This is a genomic window from Varibaculum cambriense DSM 15806 (assembly GCF_000420065.1).
GTDB classification, from domain to species: Bacteria; Actinomycetota; Actinomycetes; order Actinomycetales; family Actinomycetaceae; genus Varibaculum; species Varibaculum cambriense.
Genome location: NZ_ATUF01000002.1, coordinates 365,461 through 385,786, shown reverse-complemented (window position 1 = coordinate 385,786; position 20,326 = coordinate 365,461). Strand labels below are relative to the sequence as shown.

The 20,326-nt window shown below is 52.1% G+C and carries 21 protein-coding genes; 11 read left to right on the top strand and 10 right to left on the bottom strand.

Annotation, left to right across the window (positions count from 1 at the left end; all coding sequences use genetic code 11):
* Positions 1-19: 19 nt before the first annotated feature.
* From F605_RS0101800 to F605_RS0101775, 6 genes are all read left to right on the top strand, one after another.
* Positions 20-439 carry a DUF2550 family protein gene (locus F605_RS0101800; RefSeq protein ID WP_022864204.1) on the top strand — a complete coding sequence of 140 codons (420 nt, stop codon included), beginning with the start codon at positions 20-22 and terminating at the stop codon, positions 437-439.
* Positions 440-505: 66 nt separating this feature from the next.
* Complete coding sequence (gene nucS / locus F605_RS0101795; protein ID WP_027723501.1) at positions 506-1,204, top strand: endonuclease NucS; 699 nt, start codon at positions 506-508, stop codon at positions 1,202-1,204.
* A gap of 40 nt (positions 1,205-1,244) precedes the next feature.
* Complete coding sequence (locus F605_RS0101790; RefSeq protein ID WP_022864202.1) at positions 1,245-2,465, top strand: N-acetylglucosamine-6-phosphate deacetylase; 1,221 nt, start codon at positions 1,245-1,247, stop codon at positions 2,463-2,465.
* Positions 2,466-2,747 carry a hypothetical protein gene (locus F605_RS0101785; protein ID WP_022864201.1) on the top strand — a complete coding sequence of 94 codons (282 nt, stop codon included), beginning with the start codon at positions 2,466-2,468 and terminating at the stop codon, positions 2,745-2,747. It begins immediately after the preceding gene.
* 111 nt (positions 2,748-2,858) lie between these two features.
* The gene (locus F605_RS0101780; protein WP_162138265.1) at positions 2,859-3,632 is read left to right on the top strand and encodes an alpha/beta fold hydrolase; all 774 of its coding nucleotides are present in this window, start codon (positions 2,859-2,861) and stop codon (positions 3,630-3,632) included.
* 197 nt (positions 3,633-3,829) lie between these two features.
* Positions 3,830-4,243 carry an ACT domain-containing protein gene (locus F605_RS0101775; protein WP_022864199.1) on the top strand — a complete coding sequence of 138 codons (414 nt, stop codon included), beginning with the start codon at positions 3,830-3,832 and terminating at the stop codon, positions 4,241-4,243.
* Between the two features lie 22 nt (positions 4,244-4,265).
* Here the strand turns inward: F605_RS0101775 and F605_RS0101770 are convergent, their stop codons facing one another.
* Positions 4,266-5,339: a DNA adenine methylase gene (locus tag F605_RS0101770; RefSeq protein ID WP_244865150.1), complete on the bottom strand. Its 1,074-nt coding sequence runs from the start codon at positions 5,337-5,339 to the stop codon at positions 4,266-4,268.
* An 89-nt stretch (positions 5,340-5,428) separates the two neighbouring features.
* Here F605_RS0101770 and F605_RS0101765 point away from each other — a divergent pair, with 89 nt between their 5' ends.
* Positions 5,429-6,775: a DUF4921 family protein gene (locus F605_RS0101765; protein ID WP_022864197.1), complete on the top strand. Its 1,347-nt coding sequence runs from the start codon at positions 5,429-5,431 to the stop codon at positions 6,773-6,775.
* A 134-nt stretch (positions 6,776-6,909) separates the two neighbouring features.
* Here the strand turns inward: F605_RS0101765 and F605_RS0101760 are convergent, their stop codons facing one another.
* The 6 genes from F605_RS0101760 to F605_RS09275 are packed head-to-tail and all read right to left on the bottom strand — an operon-like array spanning position 6,910 to position 9,473.
* Positions 6,910-7,155: a CsbD family protein gene (locus F605_RS0101760; RefSeq protein ID WP_022864196.1), complete on the bottom strand. Its 246-nt coding sequence runs from the start codon at positions 7,153-7,155 to the stop codon at positions 6,910-6,912.
* A 12-nt stretch (positions 7,156-7,167) separates the two neighbouring features.
* Entirely contained in the window at positions 7,168-7,800 is a 633-nt protein-coding gene (locus F605_RS0101755; protein ID WP_022864195.1) for a hypothetical protein, read from the bottom strand.
* Entirely contained in the window at positions 7,797-8,393 is a 597-nt protein-coding gene (locus tag F605_RS0101750) for a hypothetical protein (RefSeq protein WP_022864194.1), read from the bottom strand. The genes F605_RS0101755 and F605_RS0101750 overlap by 4 nt, the downstream gene beginning before the upstream one ends.
* Positions 8,390-8,746, bottom strand: coding sequence for a hypothetical protein (locus F605_RS0101745; RefSeq protein WP_022864193.1), 357 nt, complete (start codon positions 8,744-8,746; stop codon positions 8,390-8,392). Before F605_RS0101745 ends, F605_RS0101750 begins: the two co-directional genes overlap by 4 nt.
* Before the next feature lie 14 nt (positions 8,747-8,760).
* The gene (locus F605_RS0101740; protein WP_022864192.1) at positions 8,761-8,955 is read right to left on the bottom strand and encodes a hypothetical protein; all 195 of its coding nucleotides are present in this window, start codon (positions 8,953-8,955) and stop codon (positions 8,761-8,763) included.
* Between the two features lie 23 nt (positions 8,956-8,978).
* The gene (locus tag F605_RS09275; RefSeq protein WP_081639128.1) at positions 8,979-9,473 is read right to left on the bottom strand and encodes an Asp23/Gls24 family envelope stress response protein; all 495 of its coding nucleotides are present in this window, start codon (positions 9,471-9,473) and stop codon (positions 8,979-8,981) included.
* Between the two features lie 175 nt (positions 9,474-9,648).
* Between F605_RS09275 and F605_RS0101730 the strand changes: the two genes are divergently transcribed.
* The gene (locus F605_RS0101730) at positions 9,649-10,662 is read left to right on the top strand and encodes a hypothetical protein (protein WP_022864190.1); all 1,014 of its coding nucleotides are present in this window, start codon (positions 9,649-9,651) and stop codon (positions 10,660-10,662) included.
* A 3-nt stretch (positions 10,663-10,665) separates the two neighbouring features.
* On the opposite strand, the gene F605_RS0101725 is transcribed toward F605_RS0101730, so the two are convergent.
* Positions 10,666-11,211, bottom strand: coding sequence for a gamma-glutamylcyclotransferase family protein (locus tag F605_RS0101725; protein ID WP_022864189.1), 546 nt, complete (start codon positions 11,209-11,211; stop codon positions 10,666-10,668).
* A 294-nt stretch (positions 11,212-11,505) separates the two neighbouring features.
* Between F605_RS0101725 and F605_RS0101720 the strand changes: the two genes are divergently transcribed.
* Positions 11,506-11,949 carry an Hsp20/alpha crystallin family protein gene (locus tag F605_RS0101720; RefSeq protein ID WP_022864188.1) on the top strand — a complete coding sequence of 148 codons (444 nt, stop codon included), beginning with the start codon at positions 11,506-11,508 and terminating at the stop codon, positions 11,947-11,949.
* Between the two features lie 131 nt (positions 11,950-12,080).
* On the opposite strand, the gene F605_RS0101715 is transcribed toward F605_RS0101720, so the two are convergent.
* A complete protein-coding gene (locus tag F605_RS0101715; RefSeq protein WP_022864187.1) occupies positions 12,081-16,880 on the bottom strand; it encodes an InlB B-repeat-containing protein in 4,800 nt (1,599 codons plus the stop codon).
* Between the two features lie 227 nt (positions 16,881-17,107).
* Positions 17,108-17,854 (bottom strand): alpha/beta fold hydrolase, encoded by a 747-nt coding sequence (locus tag F605_RS0101710; RefSeq protein WP_022864186.1) that lies wholly within the window; start codon positions 17,852-17,854, stop codon positions 17,108-17,110.
* 193 nt (positions 17,855-18,047) lie between these two features.
* Here F605_RS0101710 and F605_RS0101705 point away from each other — a divergent pair, with 193 nt between their 5' ends.
* Positions 18,048-19,274: an NADP-dependent isocitrate dehydrogenase gene (locus F605_RS0101705; protein WP_022864185.1), complete on the top strand. Its 1,227-nt coding sequence runs from the start codon at positions 18,048-18,050 to the stop codon at positions 19,272-19,274.
* A 206-nt stretch (positions 19,275-19,480) separates the two neighbouring features.
* Entirely contained in the window at positions 19,481-20,323 is an 843-nt protein-coding gene (locus F605_RS0101700) for a substrate-binding domain-containing protein (RefSeq protein WP_022864184.1), read from the top strand.
* Positions 20,324-20,326: the final 3 nt, after the last annotated feature.

Below are 20,326 nucleotides of genomic sequence, written 5' to 3'. Positions count from 1 at the left end.
TAGGCGATATAGTTAGGCCATGACGGCGCTCAAAGTTCTTCTGCTCATCATTTTGGTGATTGCCGCCCTAGTGGCATTAATAGCGACATATTTTCTGTGGCGCATGAACCGGTTATATCGTCAGGGCGCTTTTTTGTGCTCCTATCGACCGGACGTAACCTCCGGATGGACCGAGGGCTGCGCAGTCTATGAGGCCGAGTCTTTGAACTGGTATAAGGCAGCGGGTCTTTCTTTCCGTCCCGATAAAACCTGGCCACGCCGGCAGATAGAGTTAGGGAAAGTCCACAATTACCTGTCCAAAAAAGGGATACGGAACGTAGCGGTACCGGTCACGGTGAATACACATCGTTTTTGGCTGTTTCTTTCCGAGGACGACCACGCCGGCCTCGTATCCTGGGCAGAGGCGGCTCCTCCTCGCGAAATTCCCCAGTCCTGGTAAAGGGCTTTGTAAACCCCATAATCGATCGGGTGAACCATGTTTGCCTATAGCCTAGAATAGATTCCCATGCGCGTACTTTTCGCTAATTGTTCCGTTGAATACCACGGTCGTCTAACCTCATTCTTGCCAATGGCGCCTCGCATGATCATGGTGAAAGCCGATTCTTCGGTGCTGATTCACTGCGATGGAGGCTCCTATAAACCCCTGAACTGGATGGCGGGGCCGGCTACTATCGAAGAATTACCGGTACCGCCCGAGGACGAGGCTGCCGGGGTAGAGCAAGTGTGGCTAGTAGAATCGGCGAAAACTGGGGATCAGCTGAAGCTGCGGATCGGGGAGGTTTTCTCGGAAACCAGTTGCGAGCTGGGGGTGGATCCCGGACTGCAAAAAGACGGGGTGGAGGCGCACTTACAAGAGCTGCTAGCTGCCCAAGTCCCGGAAATCTTGGGATCTGGATGGGAATTAATCCGGCGGGAATATCCCACTCCGGTAGGTCCGGTGGATTTGCTGGTCTTTGACCCGGAGCTGAACCATGTTGCTATCGAAGTCAAGCGGCGCGGGGAAATCGACGGCGTCGAACAACTTACCCGCTATCTAGATTTGCTTTCTCGCGATCCGATTATGCCGGAAGTTCGGGGAATCTTTGCGGCACAAGTAATCAAACCGCAGGCCAGAACGCTTGCCGAGGATCGGGGGATTCGCTGTCTAACCTTGGATTACGATAGCATGCGAGGAGTAGACGACGCCGAATCGCGCCTGTTTTAAGCAATGACAATACAACTTATCGGGCAGGAGCATTGTAGCTATGAATGAAGTATTCGCCATCCGCGGACGAGTAGTAACCGCGAGTCGCATCATTACCGATGGGGCAGTGGTAGTTTCCGGAGATGCCATTGTGTGGATCGGGGAATCAACTGCCGCTAAGGAAGCTGGTTTTGGTGACGAAATTTTGGCAGCCACTGCTCCTAGCGACGATCGCTACGTGCTGCCCGGGTTGATCGACGTGCACTGCCACGGAGGTGGCGGGGTTTCATTCCCCGATGCGCAAACTGAAGACCAGGCGTTGGCGGCAGTGGCTGAACATCTACGCTGGGGAACTACTTCTCTGGTAGCCTCCCTAGTTACCCAATCCCCGATGGTATTGCGCGAAAAAGCAGAATTATTGGCCGGAATGTGCGAGGCGGGTAAACTCGCGGGTATCCATTTTGAAGGCCCTTTCATCGCTCAAGGGCATTGCGGTGCCCAAAATCCCGCCCATATTCAAGCCCCGAATGCACCTTTAGCGCGCGAACTGTTGATTGCCTCGCGCGGTTATGCGGTGTCGATGACTTTCGCGCCTGAAAAACCCTATGCGATGGGGCCTTCCGGAGTGGCCGAAACCTTGATCGCGGGTGGGGCAGTTCCCTCCTTTGGTCATACCGATACCAGTTCTGGGAAGATGCGGGACGCCTTGGTAGAAGTACGACAAACCCTGCAACATGCGGCGCATGCCCGCTGCGCGCACGCCACGGTAACCCACCTATTTAACGGCATGGCACCGATACATCACCGCGAGCCCGGACCGGTTCCGGAGATCCTGGCGGATGCAGCCGGCGGCGGAGTAATCGTAGAACTAATCGCCGATGGCACTCATGTAGCTCCCTCTTTAATACGTAATGTTTATGAACTGATCGGGCGCGAACAGATGGTATTTGTTACCGATGCGATGGCGGCGACCGGTATGGGCGACGGTGACTACGTCCTGGGCGGACAAGCGGTAACTGTCAAAGAAGGCGTAGCCACTTTAAGCCAGCGCGGGGGAGGCCTCGCGGGGGGAACTTCCCATCTGATCAATCAGGTTAAAATCGCCCATAAAGCAGGAATCCCGCTGGTAGATGCGGTGTATTGTGCTTCCAGGCAGGGGGCAAAAATCTTAGGCAACCCTCAGTTAGGGGAAGTGGCTCCCGGGAAATTCGCTGATTTGCTGGTCACCGATGCAGATTTGAATCCTATGGAAGTTTATAAACGCGGATCCCGGGTATTTTAAGTGGCTAGGCGCTCTCGTAAGCGTCCCTGGGGGGAGCATCGTCCGCTACGGATGGAATCTTTAGCTTCCATGCCGCGGGCAGTTTCCCGTCCAGATGGCGAATTTAAGGTGCAATACCTATCCCAGGCGCGTAAGACCTATCTGTGCCCCGGGTGCAGCCAAGAGATCCAGGTAGGACAAGCACATGTGGTGGCTTGGCGAACCGACTCTCTTTTCGGTACCCAAGCTGGTCTAGACCAGCGTCGCCACTGGCACCGCTCCTGTTGGGAACGCGGCCTCTAGAGCTTTCCCCGTTAGGGAGTTTCTCAGAAACCGGAAAATATAATTCCGTAACTATCACGCCAGTTTATGCGACCCTGTCCGCCGAGCTGTGCGAAGATGGGGAATATGAACGTGGCTATCTTTACGCGTGATGCGCATAGAATGGCGGGCACTCCCGCAGTAGTTTTATTAGCAGCTTTCCCCTATGACCATCGGATGTGGGAAGGGGTGGCGCGTCGTTTCGAGGGCGTACCGGTGATCGCAATTGATCCTCCCGGGTTTGGCCATTCCCCGATTCCGTTAGATCCGCCCTCTTTAGAAATCTATGCGGATTATGTAGCCCAGGCGGTTCGTGCAGAAGGGGCTGAAAAAATACTAGTGTGCGGTAACTCTATGGGGGGATATACTGCACAGGCGATGATTGAACGGCACCCGCGTCTAGTGGGCGGAGTAGTGCTCGTGGGGACCAAAGCCGATATCGATACTCCGGCCGCCCGGGCTGCGCGCACAGAAATGGCAGTCGGTGCCTTGGTAGGCAGGGCACAGGAACAACTGGTGAAGTCTATTCCCACTATGTTGGCCAAAGAGACTCTCACGGATTTCCCTAAGATTCCGGAGCTGATGGAAAAATGGATTAACGAGGCACCCGGGGAGGCCATCTCTTGGGCGCAGCGTGCTTTGGCAGCTCGTCCTGGCCGTCTCGAGACCCTGGGACGAGCACAAATACCGGCAATGGTGGTTCGGGGGGAACAAGATCAAAACTCCACTGCTGCGCAAGCCGAGGCGATGGCCAAGGCGCTCGGCACCCGGGTGGTTTCGGTGCCCCGCGCGGGGCATCTGGTGCCTTTAGAAGCGCCCTCGGCGGTGGCACGGGCAGTGATGAGTGTTTATCGACGGATGTCCTGATTTTTAAGCCGGGATTAAGGTTAAAGGGGTCGGGCGGAAGCCGATCTTTTCGCGGCCGGATTAATGAGCCAGTATTTTAAAACAAGTTGCTGAATACCGCCTGAAAATTTTGGTATTTACCTGCTGAAACCGGAAAATATCGACCGGAGTGTGAGACTAGAAAGCACGGACAGGCCTTAGCCCCCTACCTTAAAACTATGAGTTCGTATTCTGACTTTGATCTAGCATTGTCTAAGCTGCATCCCCATATGTATGGCAAGTATGTGTTCTTGTCAGAGCGGGATGGGTTGCCCGCGGTGTTAGAGCCGTTTGCGCAGATAAGAGAGGAAGAAGGACTCACCTCAATCGTGCCCTTAGAACAGGCAAAAGCTGCGGGTTTGGCCGCGGGGAAAAAGATCTATCGTCGAATTACTTTGGACTGCGACGTTTCCCTCGAAGAAACCGGGTTGACGTTTACTGTAGCTTCCCAGCTGGCCAGCCAATCTATTCCTTGCAATGTTTTATCTGGCCTGCATCATGATCACTTGATGGTGCCGGCAGCGCGGGCGCAAGAGGCAATATCTCTGTTAGAGCAGCTCTCCCAGCAAGCTAAGGGCTGGCTCCAATACTAAAAACTGCTAACTACCGGACAGCTTAAGGGAGTAAAGCCGCGCTGATCTGAGAAACGGTCGCACTGCTGCCACCTACAAACACATTTTCGGTATTACGATCCGCTCCCGGCTTGCCCACTTTTTTCCCTCGCGGATCATAGATCCCAATTTTTGCCCCCACATAGCGGCGCTGCGAAAATCCAAACTTTTTTACCTGGGGAAAGCCGGCCTCCAAGATGGCGTTAACCATCTCGTCCTCGTCGATCCAAGCCTCGTCATTATAGGAAACCACGATGGTTTTGGCTCGTACCCGGGTAAGCAGAGAAAAGAAACTTTGCGCCATAGTGCGCTTGGAGTTAAACGCTGAGCGGTGCTGATCGCCGCGGGCATCGACCCGTTTGCGCGCTACCCCGTAGGCTTCCGGGGAGTCCCAACGCACCAGGGTCTCCCAAATATGGTAGTTCGTGAAATAACGGTGCTGGTTGTAGGGGGGATCGAGATAGGCGAGATCCACTGTCGGTACCTGGTCAACTAGCTGCAGGGCATCGCCTTGCAGCGCCTGTCCCTTGCCGGACAACAGCTGCGGCAAACGTAGTTCTAACTGGTTATAGGAACGCGGCGCCCACTTTTTCAGATAGGCCATCTGGACTCCGGTGGTGGAATCTACCCGGTCGGCGGCTTCCATCAAGGAGGTTAATAATATCGGGAATAACGGATCATCTTGCAGGTCAATCAGGTAATCCCGGCAAGCGTCGATGCGCTTTCCATTGTGGGGCTGGAAGAAGCGCGCCTGGCGACAAAAAGTCTCGGTGAAATAACCCTCTTTACCTTCCAGGGAGCTCATGGCGTCTAGATGGGTGCGCAAGGTAGCGACATCAACGGTGTCCGCATCGGTTTCAATATAGGTTCGCGCCAGTTGATAACTATAGGAGGCCAGGTCGCAGGCAGTGGTGAAGATCCCGCGACGCTTAAACTCTTGGGCAACCCGGGTGGTACCGGAAAAAAGATCGAGAGCGCTGCGCGCACCGGCAGCGCTAGCAATGTTTCCTAAAGCGGGTACTAGGTTACGTTTTGACCCCAGATATTTAATCAACTGACCTCCTTCCCTTTCGCTCACTATAAACCAGACCCCCAGCATTTAACGCATCTGACTTACACGCGCTGGGAGTGGGCGAAAAAGTAGCCGGAGGCAACTAGGGTGGAAGTATGGCAAAAGAGGAAGCAGCAGCCGCACGGGCGTTAGTTAAACTGGCAGATGGAACCGTTAAGCAACGAAATCAGTTAACTGGAACCGAGGTGTGGACTGTCCCGGGCCGGGGGCATCGCCCGCTTTCTAAGCCGCAGGTTAACCCCACGCCTATTAGCGCCCAAGACCATACCTCTACTTGTGCGTTTTGCTCTGACCGCTATTTAGAAACCCCACCCGAAAAATCTCGGATTGTACTGGGGGATCAGGAGCTTCCGGAAGATAAGACTACTAGCTGTGGTAGTTTTCGGATGGTTGAGGGGCTATCCGCGGAGCAGCTCAGCAAATATCCGGCAGATTTTCGCCGGATTCCCAACCTATTTGAGATCGTTTCCTACCAGTACTGGCACCTGAATCATGGTCATGAACCTTCCGAGAAGGAACGCCAACATTTGGCGGAATATCTTTCTACCCCTACCGGGTATGACCATGTGCTGCGGGTAGTACGCGCTAAACTGCACCAATACGGGATGAATGACGAGGAGATAAATAGCCTCAGTGAACCGGAAATGTTGGGGCAAGCGAATTCTTTCTTCTCGGGTGGACATGATCTGATTGTGGCTAATCGGCATTTTGTTCCGGGAGCGACTGATTCCTCTCAGCTGGCTTCGGCCGGTACCCTCACTCCGGAGGAACATCATGCCTATACTGCCTTCACCGCCAGCGCGCTGCGAGAGCTCTACGACCTGGATCCGGCAGTCAAGTATGTGGCGGCTTTCCAAAACTGGCTAAAACCGGCGGGTGCCAGTTTCGATCACCTCCATAAGCAACTGGTGGCGATTGACGAATTTCCGGTTCAGACCACGCAGGAACGCGAACGTCTACGCAAAGATCCCGATATATACCACACCATCTTGAAGATTCGGGCTACTCGCGGCCTTATCCTGGCGCAAAACGAGGACGCGATTGCGATGGCTGGGGTAGGGCACCGTTATCCCACGATCGCGGTTTGGCCGCTCGGTAAACCCTGTAATCCTTGGGATGCCGGAGAAAAGAAGACGCGGGCGGTTTCTGATATTTTGCATGCGATCCATGCGGCTACCGGCGCCGATGTTCCTTGTAATGAAGAGTGGTACCACCGTCCCTTATCAGTTTCCACTCCCATGCGGTGGCGGATTTTGGTTAAATGGCGGATTTCTACCCTGGCAGGTTTCGAGGGCGGCACCCGTATTTATCTAAACACGATTGATCCTTGGGGGATTTCTCGGCGAGTAGTTCCGCGCTTAAAAGAGCTACGCGCAGCCGGCAAGATTGCGGATATGCGCATTGGCGACGAAACTAAGGTTTCTCCTTCCCACCTGGATTAATCGGGGCAGACCTAGAAATCTCTGCCTGTGGGGCTGCCGGAAGCGAGCATTAGGCAAGTAGACCTAAAAGGATCGGGAGGCTAACGCCTCCCGATCCTTGCATTAGTTATTTTATAGTCTAGTTTTCCCTGGATTTACTTATCGTCAGAGAAACCTTCCTTGATTTTTTCGGCAGCAGCCTTCAGATTAGCGCCGGCTTCTTCGGCCATATCCTTGGCTTTATCGGTAAAGTCAGAAACTTTGTCTTTGATTTCGGCTCCGACCTGGTCAGCTTTTCCTTCGGCTTCTACGTTCTTGTCTCCGCTAACTTTGCCAGCAGCTTCTTTAGCTTTGCCACCTAGATCTTCAGCGGTGTTCTTAATCTTGTCGTCTAGTCCCATTTTCTTCTCCTTTTATTTTTCGGAATCTACGCGATCCGCAGATCCTAAATTGCTTCGCCAATTCGTGGTTATCCGCACCAGAATGGGCATTTTTATTCCTAAAACTTGATCAAGCTTAGCGATTGCCCGGTCAAGCTCTGCTTTTACCTCTCGAGGGTTCACTCCCTTAAAAACTGCGGCACTAAGTAATAGTCCGGGCTGTTTCTTCACGTCCCAAGAAGCCACCTTCAAAGACGAGATCCAGCGGCTGTCACTGATTTCTTCCTCGACAATGTCTCGGATTAACCCCAGTTCGGCGGTAATCTCGCCCTCTTTTTTGGATTCTTTGCCGGCCTTATTTAAAGCCAATGAGCGGATCTTGCCGCCCCCTTGGGAAAATATCCAGACAACTAGCATCAGGATAATTATGATTACCAAGGTTAGGGCACCCGCCTGGAACGAGGAGATCTCTCTTCCTTGCACCTGGAAAGTTGACTGTCTAGTCAGAGTGGTAAAACCCGACTCCACTTTAGAGCGGTAGTCAAGTATCTGACGGTGAATCGAGGGCGAGGTCGCGCCGGAGGTAATCGAAATTCCGGCGGCTAGAAACAGTAAACCAAAAACAAATAACAAAATACGGTTCAAAGCTCGCGGTAGTTTTTTCACTTTTCCAACCTCCCTACGGTAGCGACCTTAACTGCGGTCTTTAACCGCGGTCGCAGCTGCCAGGAAGCGATTTCTGTGGTGGCTAACTGCTGCATTTGTTCTTGGTCTAGGGGACGCCCAGTAGTGGGAGTGATAGTGCTTATCGAACGGCGTTTGCTAACTGCGGTAGAGACGGCTCCTGGGGGGAGACCGGCTTCTTCACGCACTAAAAGGGAAATCCCGGCGGCGACCACCGCGTCATCCACCACATAGGCAGCGCGCTCGTCACCAAGCGCGTGTTTACTTAAAGTACCCGGCAGTACCGCTTTAGCTAGTAAGAGTAACCCGCAGAGCGCTAGTAGCACTCCTAAGATAATTGCTAGGGGGCGGTGGCTGTCACTTAGAGCCGCAAATCCTTGTCGCCACATCTCAGCTAGATTTACGAGCAGAGGCTCGTTCCCCGACAGGGCGAGTACGCCCTCGGTAGTTAAAAAGCCGAGAGCGGCAACGATAATGATCGCTAAAATAACGCTGGTTAAAGCGCGGGAGGAATGAGTTTCCCGCCGGACGAGATAAGACACATAAGGTCCGGATTTGCTGGATTGTTTACTCATTGCAGCTGCCTCCGTTCCTGGTGCTTGTAGAGTCCGGTTAGTCTCAGGTTTACCCGCCCCACTTTTACTCCAGCGATCTGACTAACGCGGGTAACGATATCTTGCCGAGCCGCACCTGCCAGTGAAAACACCGAAGTGTCCGGGGTCTGCAGGATGGTATCCAGGGCGCGATAATCTAGAGGGCAAGAAATATCTATCCCCAATAATCCCTGATCATCATGGGTGCTAACTTTAATCAGCTCATTGGGAACCCTGATTCGATCTCCGGTAGCGGCGGCCACAATGGTTTGGATAGCGCGTGCAGAGACCGTAGTGATTCCCGCAAGCTCTGATGGTTCCTTATCGGAATGCATGAGCCTCCTCCTTCTTAGTCGGAGGTGGTAGTGTGCTTGCCGATTAGGGCTTCACCCACGCCTTTCAGATCAAGCTTTCCCGAAGCCGCCCTGCCCAATACTGCTCCGACGGCCATAAACAAAACGGCGACTAAGAATCCGAAAAATCCGTGAGCTACGGCCATATATGCCAGAAAAGCACCACAAAAAATACCGGCGATGGTGGTCATCTTATTTTCCTTTCCGGCGAGGGTTACTTCAGATCCTTTTTGTCTTTCCCGTCTTCGTCTGTTTCATCGTCTTCATTGCCAGGTACGTGCACATCCGTAACCTTAATGTTTACCTCGGTAACTTCCAGCCCCACGAGCCCTTCGACCGCCGAGAAAATAGCTTCCCGTACCTTGTCGGCCACTTCGTGTACCGGGTAGGGGTATTCCACAATCAGCACTACATCCAGCGCAGTCTGGGTCTGCCCAATTTCTACCGAGATTCCCTGGGTGATGCTCTCCGAGGCGCCAACTTTGGAACGCAAAGCCCCCAGGGCGCGAGCAGCGGAGTTACCCAGATCGTAAACTCCAGGGATCTCTTTGATGGCGAGACCGGCAACTTTGGCCACTACCTGGTCGGCAACGGTGGTCAGTCCCTGGCCTTGATCCTCGGCAATGTTATTTGCAGGGATTAATTCTTTGGCTTCTTCAGTGGTGGGTACTACGGTCGGGTTCTTCTTATCTTTTTGGCTATTTGCCATGATTTCTATCCCTACTTCGTTGGGTAACATTATGCTTTCAAAGACCGACAACCAGCTATTTTGTAATCCTGATTTTAATCGACCTATTTTCAGGGTATCGAAGATTTCCCCAGCTCGCGACCGCTAAAGCCAAATAAATGAGCATATAACCGGGTGTTCCCGGTAGTATCGCCCTATGAGTAATGAAGCAGATAAAGAAGAAACGGCTGGGCATGGCTTAGAGGATGCCGATAATACTTCCGCGAACCTGGAAAAGGTTTCACCGGCAGCGAAAGAGGAGGGAAATCCCTCGCCACAAACCCGCGAGGACCACAGTAAAGAAGTTTCCGCTCCCACCCTTGAGAGCGAGGAGCCGGATCCAGAAGCTGAGCAACCTGACCAGCCGGAGGAAGGCGGCAATGACGCGGCGGATAGCGTTGACACCAGTGAAACAGAGCTTAAAATCCCGGAGATTTTACCCTTAGGGGGCGCACGCGAGGACTCGCCGGAGCAGCCAGAAGATGACGACGAGAAGGATGACGACGAGCGGGTCTGGGGTAACCAAGTTGGCGGGCATGTCGACCGGGAGGAAGTTCCGGTAACGCCCGCCGGTAACGCATTTGATGTTTCCCAGATTTCGGTAAAGAAATCTGAGTCGGTAAAGAAGACGCATTCAGGTTCGCGTCGGGTTGTCGCCTGGATTTTGGGGGTAGTAGCCGTCATCACCCTGGTGGTAGTAGGGCTATATGCCAGTGGGATTTTACAAAAGATCTTTAATCCCGAAGGTGCCGCCTCCCCCAAGGAGGGCGCGCGGGCCTATTACGGGGCGCTACTGGACAAGGACGCCGAAACTTTATGTGTGCTTAGCTCCCCGACTGCGCGCGGGGAACTGGTGGCAGCTTTAAGTAAAAAATCCGCAGAAAACAGCGATAGTGTGGAGAAGTGTACCGCTGCCGCGAAGGAGGCGTTTGCGCAGGTTCCGGACAATCCGGCTATTAAGCTAAAAGATATGGTGTTTGCGCCCGAAAAAGCGGCAGATGCCGGGGGTACGAAAGCGATTCTGATTAAGGATAAAAAAGGTACGCCCCTGCAAATAATGGGGTGGCAGGAAATCGATGGACGCTGGTTCCTGGCGGGGCAACAGTCCCAGCAGCAGGTAATGATGAAGTATCAGCAATCCTTGGCGGCGGGCGCTAAAGGAAAGAAGTAGGCTTTAGCGGTCTAGCTCGTCCTCGTCGTCGGCGAAACGTTCGTCAACGTTGGGGTCTTCAGTGTCTTCGAGGGAGGGTGATAGCTCCTCCCACTCTTCCTCATGGTTTTCCCAATCGCCGCTGGGGGAGAGCACCAGCTCCCCGCGGTTTTCGCGGAAGGAATCCGCACTTGCCATATAGGCATAGGCGCGCACGTCTTGGGTGGGGCCTTCCCAGGTGCTGTCCTCGTCCGGGAACACCTCTACCCGCACGATTTGCCGGGTGTACATATTGTTGGGTTCGCCTTCCCCTAGGTAGCCTTCATATTCATCGAGTTCCTCTAGAGTTTCCTCAAAAAGGCGCTGTTCAACCAGTAGTACCTGTCCCACGATTCCAGTGCCGCCGATAGAACGAATCGCCATCGGATAGGACGCTCCGATATACAGGGAGGCTTCCCGCAGATAGGCCGGGGCGAACTCGGTCACTGCGGCTTTTAGACTGGAGCCAAAGCCGCGCGAGCCAAGTTTCAAGGTGCCGTAGACGAATAAAGGTAGGTATCGCGTGCTCATGTTTCCATTTTCTCAGTAGCGAGCGTTTTTAGGGCGTCTTTGAGGCGGCGTTTCGGTCTGAGATTACTGGCAATCCCCAAAGAGGAACAATATTGCCTGTTAAAACAACTTTCTTTGTTGTTTGGAGGGTGCAGGGAAAAGAAAAAACTAAAGTTGAGCTTAGGGCGCTTAAGTTTTCGCCTCCAGAATAATTTACTAGCACTAAGATGCTTCGAGTGCCAAAATGAGAGGCGTGAGGCCGAGAAGCTCTCGGCAAGAAGATTTCCCGCAGCTTTGCGGGGGTAAGGAGTAATCATGGTTCGCAGGTATGATCCCTTCCGTCAGATGGAAGCAATTTTTGATGACGCTATGCGTCAAGGTCCCTCCCGGGCAGCGATGCCCCTGGATTTGTATCGCGATGGGGAAAAGTTCATCGCCCTCTTTGATCTGCCGGGGGTGGATCCGGCTAGCGTAGATATCGATATTGAGGATCGCACCCTCACTATCCGGGCCGAGCGCAAATCTCCCGAAATTGAGGGCGCCCAGTGGCTGACTCACGAGCGTCCCTTCGGTACTTTTGCTCGCCAACTTACCTTAGGTAAGGGGGTGGCTCTTGACCAGGTAGAGGCGGAATATGTCGATGGAGTCCTCAAGCTGGTTATCCCGGTGGCGGAAGAAGCTAAGCCTCGCAAGATTGCGGTGCTGCGTGGTACTCGCCAAATAGAGGGCAGCGGCGAGATTCTCAATGACGCCGATTAGTGGGGGATTACGCCCCATGGGCAGTAGATCTCGGGAGCAGTAAATAATTTTTTAAGGGTGGGGACGCGACGGAAGTCGCGTCCCCACCCTTAGTTAGTTTTACCCTCAGGGGTTATTGCCAGCTTTGCCGGTTAGTGTTTTGCCCATTTTCTGCGCATTAACACCACGCCGCCAACTGCGGTAAACAAAGCTGCCGCATAGAGGAAGAGCAACCCGTTAGCCCCAGTCACCGGGCCGGGCGACACTATTGGCTTGGCGGGCACTATAACTTTCTTAACAAAGACCGGAGCAATCACCGTGTCCTCGGTGAACTTGTGGCGCTTGCCGAAGTCATAAACTCCGTGCTTAGCCTGGCCCTCATTTTGGGCAGCCTTATTCGCGCTCCACTGTTTAAACCCGGATGCGGCCTTATCTTTATCACTGACTGCTATCTCGGGAATCTCTACCAAAGCCTTGGGATTCACCCAATAGCTCTTAGCGTGGAGATGGCTCAGGTGGCTGGTGGGATTCACGGTCACCTTGACATAGGGCTTGCCCTCCAAGAGTTTCGCCAAATCGCCATGAGGACCGGTTGCCTGCTTCAAGAAGTCCGGCATAGCTCCCGTAGGGGACGCATCGTACCGGTTCTTATAAACCCTTATCGGCAGATCGATTTCTTCAATCTTTTCTCTGCCCGCAAACTTGACTTTTGCTTTCAGGATTACTTTGCGTACAAGTTCTTTTGAATCCGGTTCTTCTTTTACCAACTTGTAGAGATCATCCGGGGTTTTTACTACGTTACCTTGATCATCTACGAACTCTACCGTCGCGTCCTCAGGCAGCTTCGTTATCTTGGTTTTGTCTTTACTCTGCAGTTGAATAGCTGCTTTCAGCTCCTTCAGAGTGGGCACGAAATTATTGATCCAGGTGCCATCGGGAGCCTTAAAGGACTCGGTAGTTGCCACCCCTTTAGTCATCAGATCTGACCAATCGAACTGTGCGGTAAAGGTATGGCCTTTTGTGATTGGGGTACCTGGCGCTAAAAGCGGTTCCCCATCCCACTTTTTAAAGCTCTTGCCCTCTTCCGGAGTGAGATAGTACTTGTTTTCATCCGGCTGCTTTCCATTCTCCAATTCCTGGGGAACTGGGAGCAGGTCAGACTTAAGACCCTTCAGTACATCGTAATTAATTTCCTTAATGGGTTTTCCATCTTTATCTGTGCCGAAGGAGCCGCCCTCACTGGCCTTAAAGGTTACCCGGACATATCCGTCCGGAGTCTTTTCGTCTTTCGGCACCTCGATGACTCTTACATCCTGATAGTAGAAGGTAATCTCATCGGAACCGGTACCATTGATTCCTTTGAATTCATTGGTATCTTCATCTACATCGTAGAAGAGCTGCTGCTGCGGATCTGAAGTCAGCCTCCAGCCGTTTATCGGCTTGTAGTTGCAAGCATCGTAATGCCGCGCCCCACTGGTGACTGGTTTTTGATCCAGGATGCGGTATTTCTTTATAATTGCGTTCTTTTCCGCATCGGTAGTGGCTTTCGCCAGCTCTGCCTTAGCTCTTTGGTCCACATAGTTGACCTTGTAATCACGGGTCCGGAAGGGTCGATAGAAGAAGTGGAACTCATTGTCCTTGGCTTTCGGATTATCAACTAACTTCCCGTCTTCTAGAATCTGTTTCGGTTCTACCCTAAGCGTCTGGAAATAGGTGTTACCTTTCGTTGCCCGGTTACCGTTACCAAGCTCGTCAGCCAGCTTTTGATAATCCTCATAGAGTTTTTTAGTTTCTTCGTCTTTGGTGTTCCGCATTTCTTCATCGGAAGCCAAAATCCATTTGGCATCTTGCTTAGAACCAATGGCGGCCACGTATTTATCGGCGCGCTGGTTTCCTTTAGTTTCTATAGCCGGATTATCCTTCACGGTCTTATCAATTGCGAGATTGTTATCCAAGAAGTGGTGGAAAACCTTTACATCCTGCATATCATTTTTTACCCAAATGGCTTTCAGGTAAATGGGACTTACTACGTCGTTACCGTAGGAGTAAAGTTCCGGAACTTTATAGGTGTCCCGATAAGAGGTGTCCACTTTGTCGGTGTATTCGCCGGTATTGGCATCTTTCTGATAGCGCAGTACCTCCCAACCCATGAAGCTATGGCCTTTCCGGGTTGGTTTTTTCGGTTGTACCAGTTTTTGCCGCTGCACTACAGTAAAGACTTGCTTGTCCCCTTCGTTTTCACCCTTTTTCGCGTAGGTGACTTCTTTTTGGTCGGCAATATCGCCTTCCCTAATGGTCTTAGGGGCGGTGGTAACATTCTTTTCCTCAATGGGATCTAGCTTGCCCCCATTGGGATCGAAGGTTACCTTCCACTTATAGTCCGGCTCCCCCCACTTGGCGTAGAGCACCAGGTTGTGCGCGGGCATAGTTTCCTTGTTTTCCCAAACCAGTTTCTGCCCCGCCGGGTCTAGCGCCCAACCCTTAAATACCATTTGGGGCGCCAGTCCCTTAGGTCTCTTAATCCGATCATTTCCCTCGTCATCTTTTTCCACCAGATCGCTCAGACCTAGTTTCACTAAGGTCTGCGGGTCATCTAGTTTTAAATCCTTTAAGGGTTTTTGGTAGAAGACGTCTGTCTGATTGGTGTCGTTGTACTCACTGTCGTCCTTGAGATTTGCGGGATCATTGTTGAACCGCAACTTGTACTTATTCCGGTGGTACTTAAAGCGAATATAGCCATTTTTATCAAACCCGGGATCGTCTGGGTCTGCTGGGTCGCCGAATTCATCGGTACGGTTAAAGAAGGTGCGCATAAACTGCATATCGCCCTTGGTTTTTTCGTTGCCATAGGGGTCTATTACCGTTTCGTTAGGAAGGGGAGTTGTCTCTTTCCGCTCATCGTTCGTAGCAGCAAGCTCATCCGGGTCAAGCTGCTTCGAGACTTCGGATCGGTTGTAAGGGGTAAAGCCCTGCACCTGTGGATACTTGTGCCCATAGGATTCCGATTCGGTATCCGACTTGGTTCGATAAAGATTATAGTCAATGATGGTCTCTCCGGGCTCAAACCCATCCATCCAAAAGTCCATGTGGTGAGGCATTGGCTGGGTGTTTTCTTTGGGGCCACCCCTTTGTTCGATACCAAAGGAAAGAGTAGTGAAAGTTTTCGGGTTAGCAAGCCAGTTGACCTTCAGGGTGACGCCATTTCCGGCATCAATCTCGTTAGTGTAACCACCCTTCTGGTTGTAGGCTGCCATATCTAGGAAATCTTCAGCCGATAGCCGGTAGGGAGGGGTGTCACGGTAAATCCATTGTGGATTAGCGAAGTTTGGTCCCCACCCAAAACTTTGCTTACCCTCGGAGAAACCCTTGGTTTCCTGGGCGTCATCTGGCCACTCTGTCATCAACTGGTTAAACCGGGCCTTAAAGTGGTAGGGGTTTCCTGGTTCCCCTAACTTTTCGCCGTGTCTCCAAATTTCGGGATAGAAAGTAGCTTCATCTGGTTTAGCATTTGACTTCGTAAAGTAAAGGTCATACACCTGGCGGTCGTAATAGATGTTATAGACGGTTTTGCCGGTGGAAGAAACCGCCTTTACGTTTGGGCTATTTGGATCAGCTGGGCTATTTGGATCAGCGTTTTCTTTATCGGTTAAAACTTTATTGTATGTATAAAATTTATTAAGGTAAAGGAAGGCGTCGCGGTAAAATTTTTGGTTGTTCCATATTTTATTTAACCGTGCCTGATCTAGATCCGGAAACTCCACCCCTTTTACCGTCTCCTTTGCAAGGTCTGGACGAGTACCGGTGGCCTGACCCCTATAAACATGGGTACCTACGAAGTCATATTTGTCTAAAAGAGAAGCCCCCTCGGGGTAGTCGGCCTTTTCCGTCCAGAACTGCACTGCATAATCTGCCTTCTTGTTATTTTCCCACACCGCAGTGAACTTGACGTTTTCAGCCGGCATAATCAGCTTGGCGTTTAAATCTTCAATCGCCTTACCGTTGCTGTCTTTAATAACTTCGCCGGCCTTAAAGGTCTTGCCAGATTCATCTTTTAGGTCCATCGAAGGCTTCCAACCTTGGAAGGTGGCTCCCACTTTAGTGGGGATATCTTTTTTCTCGAGGGTGGGGATGACCTGTCCGTAGTACAGAGTACGGGAAGGAACTTCCGTACCCCCATCAGTGTCGAAAGTGACGTCATAGTGGTTACGGTTGTAACGGTATTCCACGGAAAAATTCGTAGTGTCTTGGGGAACTTGTACCGTAATAGAATCAGCTTCTGGAATAAAACCCGTTATTTGATCTTTATCTAAAGGCGTAACTTTTAGATCGGAACCGACGCTACCTTCCTGGGTAGTTTCAGTTATTTTTGTTTCCCCGGGTTTTGGACCGTATTTGTCAAAATCATTGATGTCTTGAAAAACATGCTTAATCTTGACGTTATTTTTTGCAGCCGGGTAGTCAAAGGATCGAGTTTTCTGATAGGCCTTTCCGCATACATCATCGCCACTGGGCGAGGTAACGGTTTTAGCTTCATCAACAACTTTCTGATAGGTAATAAGAAAATCGTTTAAGGGGGCTCCGTTATCCTTGGGCTTATTGTAACCCAGGAAATCCGGGAGGTTAATAGTCTTATTTACCTTGGCTCGTTCTTCTGGGGTAGCGGCTTCCCCCACGCTTGCCACATAGGGCTGATAGTTGATGGCATAGTCTCCGTCTCTCTCAACCCGATAGTCGCTGCGCAAAGTGTAAATAGCTGGCTGCTTCGGATTCTCTACGAACTTTGCCGTCGTTGTGTCAGCAGGAAGCTTCACTGGTTCCAGTTCCATGGAATTTTGGTATTTGCTGGTTTCCGCGGCGTCAGCTGTTAGCGGCCGGGAAAGTATCACTGCCGCCGGAAGTATCAATGCCAGTGCCAACAGTAGAGCCAGGGTTTGCTTGAACGAAACTTTCATGGGGGACTTCCCACCTCCGACACCAAGATTCATTTTTGAGGGCAAATATTGGTGTTTCTACCTATTAATTATTTCGGCCATTAAAACACTGTTAATTTAATATAAATTAGCTGCTTAAAGCAAGCTCTCAGGCCTAACTAACAGCGATTGCGGGCAAATGGTGAGTGCTGCCTCATTCGAGGTGTGGGTGAGAACAATTTGTCCGGATCGAGGTGAATCTATAGGTTTTAGTTCCCTTGGCGTTCTAGCCCCTCGCTGGCGCGCGCAGTGAACTCAATGATCTGACTGGCGACGGTTACCGGATCAAAAACTTGCAAAAGGTGGCGGGAGGAGTCGGCGCGCACCAGCCGGGCATCAATCGCCCGGGCAAACGAGGTCAGCCCTTGCCAGGTTTTACTATTGCGGCGGTGAGCTGCGGAAATCACCAGTTGGGGAAGCTGGCGATCCAGCAGGTCAATCTCTTGCAGGTCTTGCCAGGCCATATAAAAGGAAGGTTGCTCGCGGGCGGCACCCCGATAAAGCCAAGCGAGGAGCTTTCGCTCTATTTCCTGATAGAGGGGGCTGGCGCCCTCACAATTTCCCTCAAAAGAGGGATCTATCTGCACGATTCCCACAGGCCGCACCCGGGAGGGAGCAGGGGACTTTAATAGCCATGCCGCCCAAACTCGCACCAGCATCGCCCCATAGGAGTGTCCCACCAGCACTATAGGCAGGGGATTATCAAAGGTGGCTCCCAGGTGGTGTGCAGTTTTTTCTCCGCCCGCCTGCATTTCTGCAACTAGGCTTTGCCAAGTTACCTCCGCGTCCTCGTCGGGGTGCAAAATCGGGGAGCGGGTAGAGCGGGCGCAGTAAAAGGCGCGACAAAGAATCGGGAACGTCAGGTTCCAGCTGCGCATAGACCCGCCCAGCCCGGCCTCGAGCCAAATCAGGGGCGCCGGCCTGGCCCCAGGAGTTTTGCCAATCTGAACCCGCATATAACCAATTTAAGGTAAGAAGCTACTTTGGGCGAAGCGTTCATCGCTGCGCGGTGGTAGCAGGGCTGGGAATACCTGGGGCTGTGAGCCGCGAAATCGCCTGCCAGCCCACAGTGCTAGCCATTGCGAATTTATCTCGATGTCGAGTAAAGTTAAGGCCAAGGACTTAAAACTAATAGCTTTGGAGTTATTCATGGCAAAGATCAAAGTAGCCGGCCCGATCGTCGAACTAGATGGCGATGAAATGACCCGCATTATTTGGCAAAAAATCCGTAACGAACTCATCCTTCCCTATCTGGACGTGGATCTTCGTTACTACGACCTCAGCGTCGAAAATCGGGATGCCACCGGTGATCAGGTAACTATTGATGCCGCTAACGCGATTAAAGAGCATGGAGTTGGGGTGAAATGTGCAACCATCACCCCCGATGAGGCGCGGGTGGAAGAGTTTGGGTTAAAGAAAATGTGGAAATCCCCCAATGGCACTATCCGCAATATCCTGGGCGGTGTGATTTTCCGCGAACCCATCATTATGAGCAATGTGCCGCGCCTAGTGGGCGGGTGGACAAAGCCGATCGTGGTCGCCCGCCACGCCTTCGGTGACCAATACAAGGCTACTGATTTCAAGATTCCCGGCGCTGGCAGTCTGACTATTACTTTCCATCCTAAAGACGGTTCCCAGCCTATTGAACATACTGTGGTTGAATATCCCGAAGGTGGGGGAGTTGCCATGGGAATGTACAACTTCAACGATTCCATTAAAGATTTTGCGCGCGCGTGCTTCCGCTACGGCCTGTTGCGTGGTTACCCGGTGTACCTGTCCACCAAGAACACTATTTTGAAGGCCTATGACGGGCAGTTCAAAGATATTTTTGCCGACATCTATGACACCGAATTCAAGACACAATACGAGGAAGCCGGCCTCCACTATGAGCACCGCTTGATTGACGATATGGTGGCCTCTTCCCTTAAATGGGAAGGTGGATATGTTTGGGCCTGTAAGAACTATGATGGCGATGTTCAGTCCGATACGGTAGCGCAAGGTTTCGGTTCCCTAGGGCTGATGACCTCGGTGCTAATGACCCCCGATGGGCGCACTGTCGAAGCCGAGGCGGCGCATGGTACGGTAACCCGGCACTATCGCCGCTGGCAGCGCGGAGAAAAGACCTCCACCAACCCGATTGCCTCTATCTTTGCTTGGACTCGCGGTCTGGCGCATCGCGGCAACCTAGATGGTACCCCGGAAGTTTCTCACTTCGCGCACACACTGGAAAAAGTCATCATTGCCACCGTGGAAGGCGGGCAAATGACCAAAGACCTAGCGCGCCTGATTGACGAGGATCATCCCTGGCTAGACACCGATGGCTTTATGAATGTGTTGATTGAGAATCTGGCCGAGCGTCTAAAACAAGATGCTTAACCAAAATCCCAGTTGACCTTGGGGTTTTAACGGGTGACTTCCACCTGGAAATCCCCGAGCCTGCTAATCTCTTCGGGGCGGACGCAAAGAAGAAGCGTCCGCCCCGATTTTTCACGCTGGTCGCATCGTTGAAATAGGCTAATATTGAGTAGAGAGTCAGGCGCTCAGTAACCTAGTAGATTTGGCGTGGCCAGAAAGGGGGCATAGTGGCGAAGAATTCGCAGGCAGAAGCTAAACGCTTCCTATTAGTAGTTCCCCCGATGCCCCATAGCTCCCCAGTGCTCAGCACGATTATGCGAGTAGCCTTCGAAACTGCCAAAATTGGGATTGATTTAATCCCGGTGCAGTTAGACAGTGATCAACTTGATGTTGATGCGCTAGCTGACACTGCAAAACTTATCGGCCCTATATTGCCGCTGGTGTCCTTTAATGCAGAGCAAAATAAGCAGTTGCAAAGCCTAGGGGTACAGGTTGAGCCGGCAATCTTTGCCACCGATTCTCCCATGTATCCGGTGGTTGCCGCCCTCTATGGTGCCTCTGGGCGGGCGATGGCCTCGCGAATGGTTTCTTCTGGCCACCGCAACCTGGTGTACCTGTGTTCTTCTAGCCCGATGTTAGAAAACTTAAACCAGTTGCGTTATGCCGGGGTGCTACAAGGATGTATTTTCGGGGGTTGCCCCACGCCCACCATGCTGACCACCGAATATAACTCTCCTAATCTTTCTGGAGAGCTGGTACAACTGTTTTCAAAGAATCCCGGGGTTGATGGATTTATCTGCCATAACGATTTCCTAGCGATGGAAGTAGTCCAAGCGCTGCGAATGTGTGGACGGATGGTTCCTAACGACTGTGCCGTTATCGGGGTAGGCAATGCCCCCGAAGGGCAACTATTCAACCCCCCGCTTACCTCCATCGATTTCAATCCTGAAGCCAGCGGGCAGATCTATGCCCAGGCGCTCGGGAAATTCTTGTCCGGAGACAAGATCGATGCACCAGATCCCAAAGAAGTTGACAAAATGATGACGCTGGTTGCCAGGGGAAGCGCCTAGGTA

What these genes read in the sequence shown, in the direction of transcription:
- F605_RS0101720 (WP_022864188.1), top strand. Translation starts at nt 11,506, where the DNA reads ATGGTTCGCAGGTATGATCCCTTCCGTCAGATGGAAGCAATTTTTGAT.
- F605_RS09275 (WP_081639128.1), bottom strand. Translation starts at nt 9,473, where the DNA reads ATGGCAAATAGCCAAAAAGATAAGAAGAACCCGACCGTAGTACCCACC.
- F605_RS0101710 (WP_022864186.1), bottom strand. Translation starts at nt 17,854, where the DNA reads ATGCGGGTTCAGATTGGCAAAACTCCTGGGGCCAGGCCGGCGCCCCTG.
- F605_RS0101705 (WP_022864185.1), top strand. Translation starts at nt 18,048, where the DNA reads ATGGCAAAGATCAAAGTAGCCGGCCCGATCGTCGAACTAGATGGCGAT.
- F605_RS0101790 (WP_022864202.1), top strand. Translation starts at nt 1,245, where the DNA reads ATGAATGAAGTATTCGCCATCCGCGGACGAGTAGTAACCGCGAGTCGC.
- F605_RS0101725 (WP_022864189.1), bottom strand. Translation starts at nt 11,211, where the DNA reads ATGAGCACGCGATACCTACCTTTATTCGTCTACGGCACCTTGAAACTT.
- F605_RS0101745 (WP_022864193.1), bottom strand. Translation starts at nt 8,746, where the DNA reads ATGCATTCCGATAAGGAACCATCAGAGCTTGCGGGAATCACTACGGTC.
- nucS (WP_027723501.1), top strand. Translation starts at nt 506, where the DNA reads ATGCGCGTACTTTTCGCTAATTGTTCCGTTGAATACCACGGTCGTCTA.
- F605_RS0101760 (WP_022864196.1), bottom strand. Translation starts at nt 7,155, where the DNA reads ATGGGACTAGACGACAAGATTAAGAACACCGCTGAAGATCTAGGTGGC.
- F605_RS0101715 (WP_022864187.1), bottom strand. Translation starts at nt 16,880, where the DNA reads ATGAAAGTTTCGTTCAAGCAAACCCTGGCTCTACTGTTGGCACTGGCA.
- F605_RS0101750 (WP_022864194.1), bottom strand. Translation starts at nt 8,393, where the DNA reads ATGAGTAAACAATCCAGCAAATCCGGACCTTATGTGTCTTATCTCGTC.
- F605_RS0101775 (WP_022864199.1), top strand. Translation starts at nt 3,830, where the DNA reads ATGAGTTCGTATTCTGACTTTGATCTAGCATTGTCTAAGCTGCATCCC.
- F605_RS0101740 (WP_022864192.1), bottom strand. Translation starts at nt 8,955, where the DNA reads ATGACCACCATCGCCGGTATTTTTTGTGGTGCTTTTCTGGCATATATG.
- F605_RS0101765 (WP_022864197.1), top strand. Translation starts at nt 5,429, where the DNA reads ATGGCAAAAGAGGAAGCAGCAGCCGCACGGGCGTTAGTTAAACTGGCA.
- F605_RS0101800 (WP_022864204.1), top strand. Translation starts at nt 20, where the DNA reads ATGACGGCGCTCAAAGTTCTTCTGCTCATCATTTTGGTGATTGCCGCC.
- F605_RS0101730 (WP_022864190.1), top strand. Translation starts at nt 9,649, where the DNA reads ATGAGTAATGAAGCAGATAAAGAAGAAACGGCTGGGCATGGCTTAGAG.